The 16,461-nt window shown below is 61.3% G+C and carries 17 protein-coding genes; 14 read left to right on the forward strand and 3 right to left on the reverse strand.

Translation table 11 applies throughout. The annotated features are described in order from the left end of the window. Positions 1–6 precede the first annotated feature (6 nt). From D8U73_RS20075 to D8U73_RS20120, 10 genes are all read left to right on the forward strand, one after another. Entirely contained in the window at positions 7–408 is a 402-nt protein-coding gene (locus D8U73_RS20075) for a TIGR03750 family conjugal transfer protein (RefSeq protein ID WP_130905555.1), read from the forward strand. Next, positions 405–1,043, forward strand: coding sequence for a PFL_4703 family integrating conjugative element protein (locus D8U73_RS20080; protein WP_130905556.1), 639 nt, complete (start codon positions 405–407; stop codon positions 1,041–1,043). Before D8U73_RS20075 ends, D8U73_RS20080 begins: the two co-directional genes overlap by 4 nt. Continuing rightward, positions 1,043–1,849 carry a TIGR03749 family integrating conjugative element protein gene (locus tag D8U73_RS20085; RefSeq protein WP_130905557.1) on the forward strand — a complete coding sequence of 269 codons (807 nt, stop codon included), beginning with the start codon at positions 1,043–1,045 and terminating at the stop codon, positions 1,847–1,849. The genes D8U73_RS20080 and D8U73_RS20085 overlap by 1 nt, the downstream gene beginning before the upstream one ends. Next, positions 1,839–3,347, forward strand: coding sequence for a TIGR03752 family integrating conjugative element protein (locus D8U73_RS20090; protein ID WP_130905558.1), 1,509 nt, complete (start codon positions 1,839–1,841; stop codon positions 3,345–3,347). Before D8U73_RS20085 ends, D8U73_RS20090 begins: the two co-directional genes overlap by 11 nt. Then, on the forward strand, positions 3,310–3,729 hold the full coding sequence (locus D8U73_RS20095) for a TIGR03751 family conjugal transfer lipoprotein (protein ID WP_130905559.1): 420 nt from the start codon (positions 3,310–3,312) through the stop codon (positions 3,727–3,729). Before D8U73_RS20090 ends, D8U73_RS20095 begins: the two co-directional genes overlap by 38 nt. After that, positions 3,729–6,470, forward strand: coding sequence for a conjugative transfer ATPase (locus D8U73_RS20100; RefSeq protein WP_130905560.1), 2,742 nt, complete (start codon positions 3,729–3,731; stop codon positions 6,468–6,470). Before D8U73_RS20095 ends, D8U73_RS20100 begins: the two co-directional genes overlap by 1 nt. 223 nt (positions 6,471–6,693) lie before the next feature. Continuing rightward, positions 6,694–7,671 (forward strand): TIGR03756 family integrating conjugative element protein, encoded by a 978-nt coding sequence (locus D8U73_RS20105; protein WP_130905561.1) that lies wholly within the window; start codon positions 6,694–6,696, stop codon positions 7,669–7,671. After that, on the forward strand, positions 7,671–9,026 hold the full coding sequence (locus tag D8U73_RS20110) for an integrating conjugative element protein (protein ID WP_130905562.1): 1,356 nt from the start codon (positions 7,671–7,673) through the stop codon (positions 9,024–9,026). The genes D8U73_RS20105 and D8U73_RS20110 overlap by 1 nt, the downstream gene beginning before the upstream one ends. Further along, positions 9,023–9,328, forward strand: coding sequence for a hypothetical protein (locus D8U73_RS20115; protein ID WP_130905563.1), 306 nt, complete (start codon positions 9,023–9,025; stop codon positions 9,326–9,328). The genes D8U73_RS20110 and D8U73_RS20115 overlap by 4 nt, the downstream gene beginning before the upstream one ends. Positions 9,329–9,337: 9 nt before the next feature. Further along, the gene (locus tag D8U73_RS20120) at positions 9,338–10,876 is read left to right on the forward strand and encodes a conjugal transfer protein TraG N-terminal domain-containing protein (protein WP_130905564.1); all 1,539 of its coding nucleotides are present in this window, start codon (positions 9,338–9,340) and stop codon (positions 10,874–10,876) included. A gap of 3 nt (positions 10,877–10,879) precedes the next feature. On the opposite strand, the gene D8U73_RS20125 is transcribed toward D8U73_RS20120, so the two are convergent. Beyond that, entirely contained in the window at positions 10,880–11,239 is a 360-nt protein-coding gene (locus D8U73_RS20125) for a hypothetical protein (RefSeq protein WP_130905565.1), read from the reverse strand. A gap of 465 nt (positions 11,240–11,704) precedes the next feature. On the opposite strand from D8U73_RS20125, the gene D8U73_RS20130 reads away from it, so the two are divergent. From D8U73_RS20130 to D8U73_RS20140, 3 genes are all read left to right on the forward strand, one after another. Beyond that, on the forward strand, positions 11,705–12,070 hold the full coding sequence (locus D8U73_RS20130; protein WP_130905566.1) for a DUF3085 domain-containing protein: 366 nt from the start codon (positions 11,705–11,707) through the stop codon (positions 12,068–12,070). A 295-nt stretch (positions 12,071–12,365) separates the two neighbouring features. Next, positions 12,366–12,686 (forward strand): hypothetical protein, encoded by a 321-nt coding sequence (locus tag D8U73_RS20135; protein ID WP_241667853.1) that lies wholly within the window; start codon positions 12,366–12,368, stop codon positions 12,684–12,686. An 86-nt stretch (positions 12,687–12,772) separates the two neighbouring features. Next, positions 12,773–13,711 carry a zincin-like metallopeptidase domain-containing protein gene (locus D8U73_RS20140; protein WP_130905567.1) on the forward strand — a complete coding sequence of 313 codons (939 nt, stop codon included), beginning with the start codon at positions 12,773–12,775 and terminating at the stop codon, positions 13,709–13,711. Between the two features lie 85 nt (positions 13,712–13,796). Here D8U73_RS20140 and D8U73_RS20145 read toward each other — a convergent pair whose 3' ends face one another. Both D8U73_RS20145 and D8U73_RS20150 read right to left on the reverse strand, forming a co-directional pair. Further along, positions 13,797–14,162 carry a histone-like nucleoid-structuring protein, MvaT/MvaU family gene (locus D8U73_RS20145; protein ID WP_130905568.1) on the reverse strand — a complete coding sequence of 122 codons (366 nt, stop codon included), beginning with the start codon at positions 14,160–14,162 and terminating at the stop codon, positions 13,797–13,799. Between the two features lie 125 nt (positions 14,163–14,287). Further along, a complete protein-coding gene (locus D8U73_RS20150) occupies positions 14,288–14,482 on the reverse strand; it encodes a hypothetical protein (RefSeq protein ID WP_130905569.1) in 195 nt (64 codons plus the stop codon). A gap of 222 nt (positions 14,483–14,704) precedes the next feature. Here D8U73_RS20150 and mobH point away from each other — a divergent pair, with 222 nt between their 5' ends. Continuing rightward, positions 14,705–16,423, forward strand: a complete 1,719-nt coding sequence (gene mobH / locus D8U73_RS20155; RefSeq protein WP_130905570.1) for a MobH family relaxase — start codon at positions 14,705–14,707, stop codon at positions 16,421–16,423. Positions 16,424–16,461 lie beyond the last annotated feature (38 nt).

Here is a 16,461-nt window from a genome sequence, read left to right on the forward strand (position 1 = left end):
GTCACCATGTCCGACGCCCCTGCCACCCTGCCTGACGGCACGTTGACCTTCCTCCCGGAGCGCCTCAACCGCGACCCGGCCGTCCTGCGTGGTCTCACCAACGACGAGATGTGGGTCGCGCTGATGGTCGGTGCCGTGCTGGGTGTGATCCTCGGCGCGCCGCTGGCGGTGTCCAGCGCCTCCATCGCCACCCTGCCTACCTGCATGTTCCTGTGCATGGCACTGGTGTTGCTCGGTGGCGGCAAGCTGCTGCGTCGGGCCAAGCGTGCCCGCCCCGAAACCTGGCTGTACCGGCGCCTGCAGTGGCATCTGGCGGTGCACTGGGGCATCGGCATTCACCAGTTGATCCTGCATTCCGGTCCCTGGACCGTCCGCCGTACACACCGGCATGTGAGGACCGCCGCATGAGCCGCTTTCGCAACAAGGTCGATGCGCAGCAAGCGCATATCTTTAGCCTGCGCATAGCCGTGGCGATCCTCGCGCTGCTATGCACCGGGACTTGGTACGGCTGGCAATCCGCGCCTTCTGAGCTGACCATTCACGTGCCACCCGACCTGCGTTCCGGCAGTACGCGCAAATGGTGGGACGTGCCCCCCGAGAACATCTACGCCTTTGCCCTGTACATCTTTGGCCAGCTCAACCGCTGGCCCACTGACGGCGAGACCGATTATCACCGCGCCATCTTCGCCCTGCAGCCCTACCTCACCCCGGCGTGCAAGACCTTCTTCGATGGCGACTTTGAATACCGCAAGGCCGCCGGCGAGCTCCGCGGCCGGGTGCGTGGGGTATACGAGGTGCTGGGCCGCGGCTACAGCGACGACCCCGACCTGCGCGTGAAACAGCTGGATAAGCACAGCTGGCTGGTCAAGCTCGACCTCAACGCCGACGAGTACTACGCCGCCGAGCCGGTGAAGCGCGTGGTCGTGCGCTATCCGTTGCGCGTGGTGCGCTTCGACGTCGACCCTGAGCACAACAAGTGGGGCCTGGCCCTGGACTGCTACGAAGGCACACCGCAGAAGCTGACGCTGCCTGGAGGTGCGTAATGATGCGTGTCTTGATCCTGATCCTGGTGTCGGTCGCCGGCTGGTGTTCAACCGCTGGCGCCGTCGAGGTCAAATACTGGGATCGCCTGCCGTTGGCCATCCCGCTCACGGTGGGCCAGGAGCGCATCCTGATGCTGGATGAAGATGTCCGTATCGGACTGCCGAGTGCGATCGCCAACAAGCTGCGGGTGCAGTCCGTTGGGGGAACGGTGTACCTGCGTGCAGCGGAAGCTATTCCCCCGACCCGTCTGCAGCTGCAGTCGGTGAAGTCGGGGGATATCATCCTGATCGACATCGAAGCGCTCGAGGGCAGCGAGTCGCTTGAGCCGATCAAGATCGTCGCCCAGGCTCAGGAACCGGACTTGGAAACAACACAGGGGTCAGCACCGGCAGCGACTCCGGTGCCGGTCGTGCTCACCCGTTTTGCGGCGCAGAACCTGTATGCGCCTCTGCGCACGGTGGCGCCGCTGCCCGGTGTTCGTAGGGTACCGCTGGGCGATTCTGTTGGGCTCAGTACGCTGCTGCCTACCGAACGGGTTTCGATCAAGGCACTCGCGGCCTGGCGGTTGGGTGACTACTGGGTGACTGCAGTGAAGATCGTGAACCGCGGACCAGGCAAGGTCTCGCTGGACCCGCGTCATCTGCAAGCCACGCTGTACGCCGCAACGTTTCAGCACGCGTACCTCGGTCATGCCCGCACGCCGGAGGACACCACTGTGGCGTACCTAGTCACCCGCGGCGGCGACCTGAAGCATGCCCTGCTGTTGCCCCCGCCAACGCCGGAGGCTGCCGATCATGAAAGCTAACAGCCTGCTGAAGTGGCTGGTACCCGGCGTGCTGCTGGGCATTGTGCTGATCATCGGCAAATCCTGGGTGGTCGCTCCAGACGGCCAGCCGGCCCATGATCCAGATAAGACAGCGCTCACTGCGGAACAGGCAAAAGCTTTGGGCATCGCTGGCGACACGCCACGCGACACGGTGGCCACCCTGATCGGTCAGGTCAAGGCGATGCGCAGCGAGATGTTGTCACTGAAGAAAGGTAACGATACGCTGCAGACCGAGAACAACCGACTGCGCACGCGCGAAGGCAACATTGACAGCCGCATCCAGAGCACGTTGAGCAGCGTCACCCAGCAGGTCACCGAACAGCGCCAGCAGGCCAATGATGCTCGGCAGAAGGCCGAGCAGCAGCACCGCGAGACCCAGGGGCTGCTGTCCAGGCTCAAGGACCAGCTCACCGGCAAGCCGGGTGAGAAGTCGGATGTACCTGCGGGCTTTGGTCTTGAGCCAGGTGACGAGCAACAGTTTTCAAACGCACAGACATCAATTGATGCGGTGCAGTGGGTCGAACCGTCGAATGCGCGCACCGGCCAGGAGGACGCCACCAAAACCGACGGTCCACTGTCGACACTGACGTCGAAATTCAAGGACCTGCACGGCCTGGACAACAGCGCCATCGACCGCAGCCAGGACCACTTGCGCGCCGTCGCCAAAGGCGAGCGCGACCTGGAAAACGCCAAGGATCGCACTGAAGGGGCCAAGCCCATCTACACCATTCCCGAGAACTCGACGCTGATGGGCTCGATCGCCATGACAGCCCTGATTGGCCGCGTACCGGTGGACGGCACGGTGAACGATCCCTACCCCTTCAAGGTACTGGTGGGACCCGACAACCTCACCGCCAACGGCATCGACCTGCCGGACGTGGTCGGCGCGGTCATGAGCGGCACCGCCTCAGGCGACTGGACCTTGTCCTGTGTGCGCGGCCAGGTCGAGTCGATCACCTTTGTCTTCAGCGACGGCACCGTCCGCACGGTGCCGCAACCGCAAAAAGTCGTGAGCCGCAATCGCAGCAGCACCCAGACCTCGGACACCGAGAACATCCGCGGCGGCTTGGGCTATATCTCCGATCCCTACGGTATTCCCTGCATCTCCGGCGAGCGCCGCTCCAACGCCCAGCAGTACCTGGGCAGCCAGAGCCTGATCACCGCGGCTGGCGCCGGCTTTGCCGCGGCGCTGGGCAGCGAGCAGACCAACACCTCGTTCATCAACTCGGCCAGCGGCAGCCTGGCTTTGAGCCAGAACAGCGGCACCAGCGCTCTGAACTCGGTCATCAGCGGTGGCATCGGCGACATCCGTGACTGGATCAACAAGCTCTACGGCGAAGCCTTCGCCGCCATCTATGTCCCGCCTGGGGCCAAGGTGGCTCTGCACCTGGATCACGAAATCAGCATCGACTACGAACCCAAAGGTCGGAGAGTGAATCATGAAAGCCCATCCGTTTCGGTACTGGATCTGGATTAGCCTGCTGCTTGGCCTGCATCTGGCTGGCTGTTCCACCAGCAAGGATGAAATGCTGCCCCACGGCGAGCAAACCATGCTGGATATCTGGAACGGCAGCGGCTCGGTCGGCGCCCAGCAACAGCTGCAGGAGGCCCGCAGCGAACTACGCCGTCCGGTGCTGGATCCCGAGCACCTGATCAACGACCAGAACGCCTACACCCGCACCGCCGCCAACGAGATCCGCGCTCAGTTTCCGCGCCTGCCCAATCCCGACCTGGTCATGTACATCTACCCGCACCTGACCGGTACCCAGCAGACACCGGTGCCAGGCTACTCGACGGTGTTTCCGTTGTACGAGAAGGTCCAGTACGCGCTGCCGGGCGAACGCCTGGATGATCTGTGATGGCCGATGACGCGAATCGCGACCCGCCGCGCTGGAAGCCTTGGCGTGCGGCGCAGCGTCGGCGGGCAACCTGCGCCGATGAAGCGGCGCAGTACGCGCACAATCCCAGCTTCGCCGACCACTTGCCCTGGGTCGAATACCTCGAGGAGGAACAGTGCTTTCTGCTCGACGACAATCGCTCCGTAGGCGCCGTGTTCGAGCTGCAGCCGATCGGGACCGAAGGCCGTGAACCCGAGTGGCTGATGGCGGCGCGCGACGCCCTGGAAGATGCGCTGCAGGACAGCTTCGACGAACTCGACCAGGCGCCTTGGGTGGTGCAGTTCTTCTGCCAGGACGACAGTGACTTTTACCCGTACCTCGAACGCCTGGAGCGCTACATCGCCCTTCGGGCACAAGGCACGCCGTTTACCGGAGCCTTCCTCGCGTCGATGCAGTGTCACCTCCACGCCATCGCCAAACCGGGCGGGCTGTTTGACGACCATGTCGTGTCTCACCTGCCCTGGCGTGGCAGCAACCGGCGAATTCGGCTGGTGGTCTATCGCCGGCTCGGGGACCAGGCTGACGATGAAGGGCAAAGCCCGGTTCAACTGCTGAGTCGCACCTGCGATCGCCTGGTGGCCTCGTTGCAGGCCTGCGGGGTCAGCCCTCGGCGGTTGACCGGGCGCGACTTTTACGCCTGGTTGCTACCCTGGTTCAACCCGGCTCCTGCCCTCACCGGCGAATCCCCCGCAGCGTTCTATCGACGCGTGCCCTATCCGGAGACGGACGACGGCGAGGACCTATCGCTGCCGTTCGACCACGATTTCGCCGAGCGGCTGTTCTTCCACGAACCGCGTTCCGATAACGACCAGGGCCTTTGGTACTTCGATCAACAACCCCACACCGTGATAGTGGTCGACAAGCTGCGCAGACCGCCGCATATCGGTCAGTTGACCGGTGAAACGCGCAAGGGCGAAGCCTTGAACGCCCTGTTCGATCAGTTGCCCGAGCAGGCGGTCATGAGCCTGACCTTGGTGATCACGCCCCAGGATGTACTCGAGGAGCAGCTCAACCGCCTAGCGCGCAAAGCCATCGGCGAGAACCTCGCCTCGACCCAGACCCGCCAGGACGTCGAAGAGGCCCGCGCGCTGATCGGCCGCCAGCACAAGCTGTACCGCGGCACCTTGGCGCTGTACCTGCGTGGCGCCGACGAACAGCAACTGCGCCAGCGTTCAATCCAGGCCGCCAATGTGCTGCTCGGGGCCGGCCTGCAACCGGTGCGCGAGGGTGATGAAGTGGCCGCGTGCAACAGCTACCTGCGTTGGCTGCCGATGGTCTATAACCCTGCACGAGACACGCGCAACTGGTACACCCGACTGCTGTTTGCCCAGCATGCCGCCAACTTGCTGCCCCTCTGGGGGCGCAGCATCGGCACCGGCAACCCCGGCATTACCTTCTTCAACCGCGGCGGTGCGCCGTTGTCTTTCGATCCGCTGTCGCGCTTCGACCGCTCCATGAATGGCCACCTGCTGTTGTTCGGCCCGACCGGCGCCGGCAAATCGGCCACCCTGGTCTCAATCCTGATGCAGGTCATGGCCGTGTACCGGCCGCGGCTGTTCATCGTCGAAGCCGGCAACTCCTTCGGCCTGCAGGGCGATTACTTCGCCACCCTCGGGCTGTCCGTGAACAAGGTCCAGCTCAAACCCGGCAGTGGTCTGAGCCTGGCGCCCTTTGCCGATGCCCGGCGGCTGATCGAGCACCCTGACCAGGTGGCCAGCCTGTCGACCGAAGACTTGGATGAAGTCGCACCGGATAGTGATGAGCAGCGCGACGTGCTGGGCGAGCTGGAGATCACCGCGCGGCTGATGATCACCGGTGGCGAAGCCAAGGAAGAGGCACGCCTGACCCGAGCAGACCGCAGCCTGATCCGCGAGTGCATCCTCGATGCCGCCCGGCACTGCGCAGCCACCAAGCAGCAGGTCATGACCCGCCACGTCCGTGATGCGCTGCGCCAGGTCGCCGGCGATGTCCACCTGCCCGACAAGCGCCGTGAGCGAGCGCAGGAGATGGCCGAGTCCATCGACCTGTTCTGCCAAGGCTTCGAGGGCGCCCTCTTCGACCGACCCGGCACGCCCTGGCCGGAGAGCGATGTGACGATCGTCGACCTCGCCACCTATGCCCGTGAGGGCTATGAGGCGCAGATGTCGATCAGCTACATCAGTCTGATGAACACGGTGAACAACCTCGCCGAACGCGACCAGTACCTGGGGCGCCCGATCATCATGGTCACCGACGAAGGCCACATCATCACCAAAAATCCACTGCTGGCGCCCTTTGTGGTCAAGGGCACCAAGATGTGGCGCAAGCTCGGCGCATGGTTCTGGCTGGCGACGCAGAACCTGGCCGACTTCCCCGACGCGGCGCAGACCATGCTCAACATGATCGAGTGGTGGATCTGCTTGAACATGCCGCCGGCGGAAATCGAGGAGATCGCCCGCTTCAAGAAGCTCACGCCGGCGCAGAAAGCGCTGCTGCTGTCCGCGAGCAAGGCCTCGGGCAAGTACACCGAGGGCGTGGTCCTGTCGAAGAACCTGGAGACACTGTTTCGCGCGGTGCCGCCGAGCCTGTACCTCGCCCTGGCCATGACCGAGCCCGAGGAGAAAGCTCAGCGCTGGCGGTTGATGGAAGAGTACCAACAGTCCGAGCTGGAGGCCGCCCTGCAGGTCGCCGCAGAGATCGATCGCCTGCGCGGTATGTCCTGAACAGCCCAGAGCCAGCCATAGTCAAAGCCCTTTCCCTTAGCAAAATTCGACAGGATTACATTTTCACTCCATCGGTCGTTTCGCCTCATTCGCCCCCTCAACCCGGCGACGGACGAAACCGATCACCCCGGACTCGGTTTGCCCGTCCTCCTCCTGAGTTAGATCCGGGATGCTGACACTTGGCGCACGGATGCCCACCGCTGCCACCTGCCGAGCGCTGCCCATGAATGTGACCGCCGCCACCCAACGCAGATACCGAAAGGCCAGGAGGACAGAGCGCGGCCGAACCTTCACTGTGGCCGCTCTGCTCGTCGTGGCTGAGCAGTGCCTGGCACTGACCACTCCCGCCATCATCGCCTCCGTCACTTCGCTGCAGTGCCTGGAGTACCGAGTCGTCGGAATCTGCTATTGGCTACTCTGCACGCCCTTTGGCTGCACCGTGCGGACCTCACCCAAGGTCCGCCATTTCATTCCCGAACTGGTGGTGTCGAGTTATTCCAACACCGGTGGTAATCCTTGGAGCGAGATGTCCGCACTGGCGGCGCCGACGCCGGCGTCGCAGGGCGGCGGCAACCTGATCACGCCCTCACTGCAGCGCGATAACCTTCCGCGCTTCAAGAACGTCGACGGCATCGGGCATCCCGGCGGCGCGGCGCTGACTGCCCTGGCGAAAAGTTTCGGCTATGCGTGCCCGAGTGGGGCCGTGTCTTTTTCACCCTACTACCTCAGCACGCTCGACCCCTTGGCTTGGCGCCAGACCATCCCTGAATCCGTCTACCCGCAGGCGCTCGTACCGGGCATGCGCGAGATTGGCAGCCAAGCGCTTGGGGACATGTGGGGCAGCGTCTATCCACGCCACGGTTTTCTGGTGCAGCCCGACGACTTCAAGGCGGCTGCCGTCATGGCTCAGCGCGCCAGCGACTTCATCACGCGCGCTGGCCAGCCGCATGTTTACCGGCCGCTGCAGCCGCTGCCCGCTCCCGGCTACTGGCCGCCGCAGCAGGTCATGGAGAACAACGTCAATAACCACCGCTGGCAGTTGCTGGTCCCGACGGTCCAGAACACCTGCGCGATCTTCCCCAGCTCGACAGTCCAGAACAACGACGGCGCCTATGCCTGGTCGCTTTGGCGCCCCTACCGCTGCTGCCAGCGCATGGGTCAGACCTTCCTGTTCAGCATCGACTTTGATGGAGGCCAATGATGAACACCCTCTCAATCGGGTTGCTGTGTTTCCTCGTGTGTACCGCGGGTTACGCCGCCGAAAGCGGCTACCACCTTGGCCAACAGGCCGAAGTGTTGGATGACCGAGTGATGTACACCATCGGCGGCGGATCAGCGGCGGGAGCGCCCTCCTCGCTCTACCGCCCCAATGGCCTCGGCGTCGGCATGTCCTGGCGGGCGAACATGATGTGCGGAAACATGAACCTCTCGAACACCCTGCAGAACCAGCTCAACGGTGCCACCCAGGGCTTCCAGCAGATCATGGGCAATGTCATACAGAACGCCACGCAGGCGGTGATGTCGCTACCGGCGATGATCATTCAGCGCGCCAACCCCGGGCTGTACGAGTTGCTGAGCAATGGTGTGCTGCAAGGGCGCATCGACTTCGACCGCTCCAAGCTCACCTGCCAGGCAATGGCCGCGAAAATGGCCGACAAAGTCGACCAGGCCGGCTGGGGCGCGCTGGCGCAGAACCAGGAGATGCAGCAAAACCTCGAGCGGTCCGACGGTGATGCCGTGATGGCGGTGAAGGACACCGAATCGAACAACGGCAACAACGGTGTCAGTTGGGTCGGTGGACAGAAAGCCGGGGGCAACGGTCAGCAACCTATCCGGTTGACCTCAGACGTGGTCAAGGCGGGCTATAACCTGCTACACAACCGAGCCGTTGGGGAAACGTCGGCCGTCGGGTCTGGGTGCCAGAATGGCGCAATCTGCCAAGCTTGGTCGAGCCCCGAGGAGGCCTCCGAATGGGCCACCCGCGTGCTCGGTGAAACCGAGGTGGAGACCTGTGACGACTGCGAAACGCTGCGTGTGACCGCCGGCACAGGTTTGTCACCACTGATCCAGGAAACCTATACGGAGCACCTCGAGGGACTGCAGCGCATGTTGTCGGGCTCGGAACAGCCCACGCCGGAAAACCTCGGCAAAGTTTCCAGCCCCTTGCTGCAGGTCTCCCGCGGGGTCATCGAGGGGTTGCGCGACGATCCCGACCAGAACCTGCTGGCCCGACGCCTGGCCAGCGAGACCGCGTTATCGAGCGTGATCTACAAAGCGATGCTGCTGCAGCGCACGCTGCTGGCCGGCAGCCATGAGCCCAATGTCGCGTCGGCGCAGCCTGCCACCACCGCCCTCAACGGTAATGTCGAAACGCTGGAGCGCGAGATCCGCCTGCTGCAAACCGAGCTGCAGGTACGCCAGTCGCTGGCCACCAACACCGCCAGCCTGGTGCTCGATCGACATGTCGGCGGCGCCGACGCCTCGCGCAGTATCGATCAGCGCGATCCTGAGCCGGATCGACTGCACCGGGCGGACCAAGGGAGGAGCACACCATGATGCCGCTCTCGGTGAGGTCAACGATCTGTCATGCACTGCTGATCCTCGGCGCCATAGTGGTCATTCTGGTGATTGCCTTGATGGCACTGCAACTGCCGGGCTCCCAGCTTGATTGGTTTACGCAGGCGCGGGGGACTACGCCCTACTTCGCCTGTTGGCGCGTCCTGCAGTACACCCTGATCCTCGCCGACTGGACCGCGGCGTTGCGCTTGCGGCCCGCGCTTGTGGACCAGCAACGCGTCAAGCGTCTGGGATTAATCGGCTTCAGCTCGATCATCCTAGTCGAACTGTCTCGCGTGTGAGGGGTAGCCATGAACATGAGCACCAACAGCTACCTCGAGTACTACCTGTCGCTGCTGGCCTGGATCATCAACAACGGCATCTGGAACACGCTGGCCGACACGGGGCTGTTCGCCGCGCCCTTCGGCGCGATCATCCTGCAGGAATGGCTGTCGGCCCGCCAACAGGGCGCTGACGAAGGCAACAAGGGCCTGCTGACGATCCCTCGGGTCGAAAACCGGCTGTGGATGAGCTACGTGGTCATCCTGTTTGGCTGCATGCCGTTCTTCCCGCTGAACCTGTCCTCGGTGACCTTCGATGATGCGGCGAACCAGCGCTGTGGGGTGTCCATGGCCAAGCCCGCGGACACGGCCTGGGGCACGACCTTCAACACCATCGGTGAGAAGTCAGCAAACGTGCCGGTGTGGTGGTTCCTGGTGCATGCCATGAGCAAAGGCATCACCGCCGCTGCCACCGCGTCGATTCCGTGCGCGCCTGACATCCGCGCGATGCGCATGGAGATCGACAGCTCGCGCATCAACGACCAGGTGCTGCTGCAGGAGGTCGCCGACTTCACCCGGGACTGCTACGGCTTTTCGCGCTCGCGGCTGTTCACCAATCGTCCCGAGCTGGACGAATCGCAGAGCTACGATGCGTCCTGGATCGGCTCGACCTACTTGCTCAACAGACCGGGTTACTACGACACCGATCGCTCGCGAACGCCTAGGGTCGACTGGCCATACGACGAGACCCGGGATACCTCCCTGCCTCGGCTCGACAACGACGCGGGTTACCCCACCTGCAAACAGTGGTGGAGCGATGCCACGGTCGGGCTGCGTGATCGCCTGGTCGCCGAGGTCGATCCGTCGCTGATTTCGCAGTTGCGGGGCTGGCTGACCGGGCGGAGTGCCAGCGAGATCGAAAACGCTACTCTACGGGAGCTGGTGAGCCCGCGGCAGCAGTCATTGAGTATGGCGCCCGGACAGGTGTTCCAGGACTATGGCAGCAGTGCCCGGGGCGGCTCACTGACGCAAGGCCTCAACAATCTGGCGACAAACACCGGCCTGGCCCTGGGCTCGTTCAGCAACTTCCCGGCGATGAATGCGCTGCGAACGGCCTTGCCGATGGTTCAGGCCTTCCTGATCATGGGCACGATCATCAGTTTGCCGCTGGTACTGCTGATCAGCACTTACCAGCTCAAGGCGCTCATGACGATCACGTTCGCGCTGTTCACCCTGCACATGCTGACGTTCTGGTGGGAGCTTGCGCGCTGGATCGATTCGAGCATGCTGGAAACGCTGTACAACCAAGTCTCCGCCACCGACCAGCTGCTTTTGTCATTACCGACGGCAGGATTCATGGACGGGACGGTTACCGCGCAGGTGATCGAGTACGTTATGGGCACAATGTTCGTGGTGCTGCCAATGTTTTTCCTCGGCGCGATGAGCTGGGCTGGTTACAACGTTGGCAGCAACGTTCAAAGCTTGCTTACTCAGGGCGCGGAAAGCGCCAAACTTCAAGCCGGGAAAGGATCATCTCAAGTTGTCGAAGGTATTCAAAAGCTCAAGTAAAAATCAGCGTAGTGATCCGTGATCGTCATACATCTCAGGATACTTGAAACGATGGCGAGGGTGACTCACTTCGAAAATATCAGGCTCATTGTCAGGTGCAGTTATTGGCAATGCTGCGATTGTCCAAAGCGCAAGCATTCCAAGCGCTAAGAAAAGTGCAACTGACGCAACCGCAAGCAAGATGAGCAACTTGAAAATCTGCAAGCCAAATTGCCGATACTTGAAGGGCACTGAAGCTAATGCACTGGAATGCAGCAGCGTCGTTTCGAGTCGCTTGACCATCCGGCCAGCACCAACCGCAGCGTGTATGCAATGCTTGCCGATGCTTGTCCGACTGGAGGTTGAAGAAGCTGTAGTCAACATTTGATTGGCTCCTCTCCCGTCATTTCGCTCGGGGCCATTTGGTTACCGCCAACTTGGATCCAAGCTTTAGCTTACTCTTCTGCTGCTGATTTTCATGACCGTTGATCACCTGCCAGTCGCCGATTATCACCGGTGGCGCTCAGTGCACTGGTTCGCTCGACCCATGCGAAAAACACCATTGACGCTATGTCGGTTCGCTTGTTAAACCAATTGTGCAATCGCTGGTTTTCCAGCATCCCAGGTAGCCATAACCTTTGAGGCTACGTCACACACGTGATGGTTATCCCCAAATGCGATTCGCGTTCGGCAGCTCGCATGGTCACCGTTCCCCGGTGATGAACGCCTTCCAATCCCCCATAGCTCATTGAGCCCGCGTCTTTGACGCCCCCCAAACCCAATCCATACCAGTGCTGGGAATTCTCCCGCATGGGTGGCATTCCTCCGCACATTTTGGAGGATCTCATCATGCTGAGTTTTACAGGCACTGAACTTCACGCCGTATTAGCAGAGGCCGGTATCAACGGTTGCAGAGTCATATTGGTCAAAGACCACGGCGTCTACCTCATGTCAGAGGTTGGCGAATGCAAGCCGGATGGCGGTGGGCGCAAACGCGTGGCTTATGCCACCGGTTGCAACCCTGCCGTCGACGACTTCGACACCTGGTGGAATCATGCCCGCGATGAATTCGGTGGCGATGATTTTGCCGAGTACTTTGACATTGACGATCCCGTTCTCGCCAGCCTTCGCGGCACTGCAGGTTCGCTGGGGGTGGAGGCTACCTCCACCCACCTGTACCTGGCCGCCGAGGTTGATCCTGCGGGAAAACCTTGAACCTAAAAGCGAGCACCTCGCGCTTCCCGAGAGGCACCTAGCGGGCCTTTCGGGAGGCATTACACACTACGTTCAGACTGACTGGAGATCGCCACTGGTCAGGAATTCAAGGCCGATAGTCTTCCTTTGAACGCCTTGGATAGAGCCGTTCAAAGGAGGTCAGGATCGGAGATTGACCCCACGTTCAGGCGCGTTTTAATGGACGGACGCTCTCTGCTCGGCGGGTTGATCGGATCCGGCAAATCCACACCAAACCTCAGAAAGGTGACGCGGAATCTGCTAACCGGAGGCCACCATGTCCAGGATGAACCACCTCTCCACTGCCATTGTGCTGAGCCCAGGTGTCTGGCGACAGTTCATTGAACCTGCCACAGGCGAGGAGCCGGTTGGTCAGTCCACACTGCGCTTGGCAGAACTGCTCAATAGCGCGCTAACGTCTGCACCGCTTGCCCTGCACCATCCCATAGCACTGCAGCTCGAGCTGCAGAGCAACGGCACTTCAGTAGTTGCTCATTTGCCGCAGCTTCAGCTGGCTCGCGTCACCCCACACAGCGGCCCAGCTTTTTTGCTCGTCCGACTGCCTGATGAGAGCGCGGTAGACATCGCTGCCCTCTGACCCACTCAGCACCGTCACTGCCCCTCTACCCCACCGGGAACCCTTCCCGGTGGGGAGGTGTTCCCCCTTCACAACCGGAGAACGCCATGTCCGATATCTACCTGGACGTCACCAACAAGATCGTCAGTGCCCTGAGCCAAGGCGTGATCCCTTGGATCAAACCCTGGACTACCGCAGGTTCGAGCGCTGACTCCCCATTCCCCATCAACGCCATTACCCGGCGGCCTTACGCCGGCATCAACGTTCCACTCTTGTGGGCCGAGGCCCGCCTGCGAGGGTTCACCAAGGATCGCTGGCTGACCTTCAATCAAGCACGCAAGGCTGGCGGCCATGTGCGCAAGGGCGAGCAATCCACCCTCGCGGTGCTGTACAAACCGATGAGCAAGGAGGCGCATGACGAGGACGGCCAAGTCGTTCGCGATGAGCAGGGCAACATCAAATTGGTGCAGTTCGCGATTCTGCGCACACACTGCCTGTTCAACATTGAGCAGACCGAAGGCTTGCCTGACGAGGAGCCAGCCTCCACCGAGCACACTGACCCCGCGACCTTCATCGATCATGAACCAGCAGAGCAACTGCTGGTCGCCAGCGGTGCGCGCATCGAGCATCGCTACAGCGATGATGCGTGCTATCAGCCGATTCGGGATCTGATCCAACTACCTACGAAGGCGCAGTTCGAAGACGTCGGCAGCTACTACGCAACGGCTCTGCATGAGCTGACACACTGGTCGGGCCACCGGTCGCGTCTGAACCGTGAAGGTATCACCGGCGGGCATGCATTCGGCTCCACGGCGTATGCCTTCGAGGAACTGGTCGCAGAAATGGGCGCCGCGTTTCTCTGCGCACTCACCGGTACCACGGGCGAGTTGCGTCACGAGGAATACCTGGCGTCCTGGTTGAAGATACTCAAGGAAGACAAACGAGCCATTTTCCGCGCCAGTGGTCAGGCCCGGGAAGCCTCTGAGTACCTGTTGGCCTTGCAGTCTGATCAAGCCACGGATACGTCCGCTCGACTCACCGCATGATTGCTCTCACCCAGCAAAAAGGCCCCTATCCGGGGCCTTTATTTTGTCTGCTGCGTGACTTGTACCGCTGTCAATAAGTCAGCGATTACTGCACCCAGCTCTCAACGGTGTCCGAGCCGTGCTCCTGCTTCCACTGTTTGAGGATCTTGTGGTTGCCGCCCTTGGTTTCCACAACCTCACCGCTCTGCGGATGCTTGTAGCGTTTCACCTCGCGCGGCTTACGCTGGCTGCTGCTGGACGCACTCGCGGTCGGTACGCTCAGACCCTTGGACGGATCCAGAATGCTGATCACCTGGCGCAGGCCCATGCTGTACTCTTCCAGCAACGCTTTGAGTTTCTGCTCAAACTCGATTTCCTGCTTCAAACCAGAGTCGTTTTTCATGGCATCCAGCTGTTGCAGCTGCGCGGCCAATTGCGCTTCCAGTGCTTTGAACTCGGCAAGTTTGGACATGAATAATTTTCCTAAGCGTGGGACAAGTGCAGGGATAATAACTGAGACTGCGGTTTTAGCCGAAGGTTTACTTAAAGCGCACGCGCTCTTGCAAGGTTTCGGTTAAAACGACCTCGCTTGGTCACTCAATCAGACAAGTGCTGACAAAGGTGCGCCACAAGTTGCCGCGGATTTGCGCTGTTTCCAATCTTGAACACGATATCGCGCTGGCTGCGGGGCAGCTTTTTCGCACAGCGCTTGGCTGCAGATCGGATGGCCGTATCCGTGCCATGAATCCGATCGGCCAGTAACACGATCAACACTGCATCACTTAACGTCATCCGCGCCCCTACTCTAGCAATGATGCCGGCCAGTCTACGCCCTGGACAAAGGGGTCGCTATTCCGATCGGCCACCGATTCCGATGGACCTGGCTTCGAATTATCACTCCCGTAAAAAAGGCCAAGGCGGTAAAGGGTAACGGCGGCAATGGAAGGGGGCGCAAGGGTAAGAGGCTTATCCGAAAAGGCAAAAGGACCTCCCGAACGAACAGCAGGTCATGCGATGAAACGCTCGTGGTTTAGATTTCGAAAAGGTGAGGCGGCAGAACTCACTCCCACTCCCTTCGTCGAGGGCTTCATGCTTCCCCGGTCGGCCGAATCGCTACTCGCCGCCGACCACCGGAGAAAGCTGCTCGAACGCATCTGGCAGTACACGGCCCTCTCCGAAGCGCAGTTTGATCGGCTCTACCTAGAGCCCATCCGCCGCTACGCCAGCTTCGTACAGCAACTCCCGGCGAGCGAAAGCCATCATCACGCCTATCCCGGGGGCATGCTCGATCACGGGTTGGAACTCGTGGCCTGCTGCTTGAAGCTACGCCAATCCTACCTCCTCCCCAGCGGTGCGGCGCCAGAAGACCACGCGGCACAAGCCGATGCCTGGAGCGCCGCGATTGCCTACGGTGCCCTGCTCCATGACATCGGCAAAATCGCCGTCGATTTGCAGGTGGAGTACCAGAACGCAGCGCGCTGGCACCCCTGGCACGGACCGCTGTGCCAGCCCTACCGTTTCCGCTACCACCCAGGCCGCGAATACAAGCTGCACGGTGCCGCGGCGGGGTTGCTCTATACGCAGATCCTATCGCCCGCCCTGCTCGACTGGCTAAGCGATTATTCCGAATTATGGAGTCAATTGCTGTTCCTGCTCGCCGACCACTACGAGCACGCAGGGATTCTCGGGGAACTGGTGCTGCAAGCTGACCGGGTGTCCACCGCACAGAACATCGGTGCTAATCCCGCGAAGGCCTTGCAGGCGCCCAAGCACTCCCTGCAGCACCACTTGCTCACGGGACTGCGCCATCTGGTCAAGAACGAGTTCAAGCTCAACCAGCCCGGCGCAGCCGGCTGGCTAACTGAAGACCACCTATGGCTGGTCAGCAAGACCACGACCGACAAACTGCGCGCACATCTACTGGCCCAGGCTGTGGACGGTATCCCCACCTCCAACATCGCCTTGTTCGATGAGCTGCAGTCACATGGATTGGTGGAAGCGACACCGGAAAGCAAAGCTGTTTGGAACGCCACTGTCACGGACGGTGACTGGCAGCATCGCTTCACCTTCCTCTGCCTGCAGCCGAGCCTGGTCTGGGCCGATGAACTCCGACCCGAAGTTTTCAGTGGCACTATTGAGTTGACCGTGGCACCGTCCCTGCCGACCGATGAAGCGAGGGAGTCAGCCATAGCTCGGCCAAAGATCGCAGCTGCAGAACAACAGCACACCGCTGTGGCGCTAACTGAGGACTTCGCCTATCTCGACGATCTGATGGACATGCTGCAGGAGCCGGCCGAACTCCAAGCTCGACCAACTGCGGAAAGCCTGCGGTCTTCCGCTTCGCCGTGTCAAGACGACGTGGGATTAGCCTTCATCGAGTGGCTGCGCGAAGGAGTTCACAGTCATCGCTTAGTGGTCAACGACAGCAAGGCCATGGTCCATACCGTGGACGGCACATTTTTCCTAGTAACGCCGGGCATTTTCCAACGCTACGTAGCTGAGCATCCAGACTCGGCCGAAGCGTCCCCTAAGAGCGATTCCTGGCGTGTTCTACAACATCAATTTGAGAAACTGGATGTCCATCTTAAAAAGCCTAATGGCCAGAACATTTGGACCTGCAAGGTTAAAGGTCCTCGCAAAACGAGCTCACTCAATGGCTACCTCCTGCGCGGTAAGGCAGCGATATCCCAAGAGTCACCGGCGGACAATCCGTTTCTTACATTAGTCAGGTAAACCTCCAACGCAATTCCCTTAAGTAGCCCATGGCTTGA

The sequence above is a fragment of the Pseudomonas sp. Sample_22 genome (assembly GCF_004307635.1).
Taxonomy (GTDB): Bacteria; Pseudomonadota; Gammaproteobacteria; order Pseudomonadales; family Pseudomonadaceae; genus Aquipseudomonas.

Excerpts from the sequence above, each read along its gene's own strand:
- D8U73_RS20075 (WP_130905555.1), top strand. The coding sequence starts at position 7 with ATGTCCGACGCCCCTGCCACCCTGCCTGACGGCACGTTGACCTTCCTC.
- D8U73_RS20080 (WP_130905556.1), top strand. The coding sequence starts at position 405 with ATGAGCCGCTTTCGCAACAAGGTCGATGCGCAGCAAGCGCATATCTTT.
- D8U73_RS20085 (WP_130905557.1), top strand. The coding sequence starts at position 1,043 with ATGATGCGTGTCTTGATCCTGATCCTGGTGTCGGTCGCCGGCTGGTGT.
- D8U73_RS20090 (WP_130905558.1), top strand. The coding sequence starts at position 1,839 with ATGAAAGCTAACAGCCTGCTGAAGTGGCTGGTACCCGGCGTGCTGCTG.
- D8U73_RS20095 (WP_130905559.1), top strand. The coding sequence starts at position 3,310 with ATGAAAGCCCATCCGTTTCGGTACTGGATCTGGATTAGCCTGCTGCTT.
- D8U73_RS20100 (WP_130905560.1), top strand. The coding sequence starts at position 3,729 with ATGGCCGATGACGCGAATCGCGACCCGCCGCGCTGGAAGCCTTGGCGT.
- D8U73_RS20105 (WP_130905561.1), top strand. The coding sequence starts at position 6,694 with ATGAATGTGACCGCCGCCACCCAACGCAGATACCGAAAGGCCAGGAGG.
- D8U73_RS20110 (WP_130905562.1), top strand. The coding sequence starts at position 7,671 with ATGAACACCCTCTCAATCGGGTTGCTGTGTTTCCTCGTGTGTACCGCG.
- D8U73_RS20115 (WP_130905563.1), top strand. The coding sequence starts at position 9,023 with ATGATGCCGCTCTCGGTGAGGTCAACGATCTGTCATGCACTGCTGATC.
- D8U73_RS20120 (WP_130905564.1), top strand. The coding sequence starts at position 9,338 with ATGAACATGAGCACCAACAGCTACCTCGAGTACTACCTGTCGCTGCTG.
- D8U73_RS20125 (WP_130905565.1), bottom strand. The coding sequence starts at position 11,239 with ATGTTGACTACAGCTTCTTCAACCTCCAGTCGGACAAGCATCGGCAAG.
- D8U73_RS20130 (WP_130905566.1), top strand. The coding sequence starts at position 11,705 with ATGCTGAGTTTTACAGGCACTGAACTTCACGCCGTATTAGCAGAGGCC.
- D8U73_RS20135 (WP_241667853.1), top strand. The coding sequence starts at position 12,366 with ATGTCCAGGATGAACCACCTCTCCACTGCCATTGTGCTGAGCCCAGGT.
- D8U73_RS20140 (WP_130905567.1), top strand. The coding sequence starts at position 12,773 with ATGTCCGATATCTACCTGGACGTCACCAACAAGATCGTCAGTGCCCTG.
- D8U73_RS20145 (WP_130905568.1), bottom strand. The coding sequence starts at position 14,162 with ATGTCCAAACTTGCCGAGTTCAAAGCACTGGAAGCGCAATTGGCCGCG.
- D8U73_RS20150 (WP_130905569.1), bottom strand. The coding sequence starts at position 14,482 with ATGACGTTAAGTGATGCAGTGTTGATCGTGTTACTGGCCGATCGGATT.
- mobH (WP_130905570.1), top strand. The coding sequence starts at position 14,705 with ATGAAACGCTCGTGGTTTAGATTTCGAAAAGGTGAGGCGGCAGAACTC.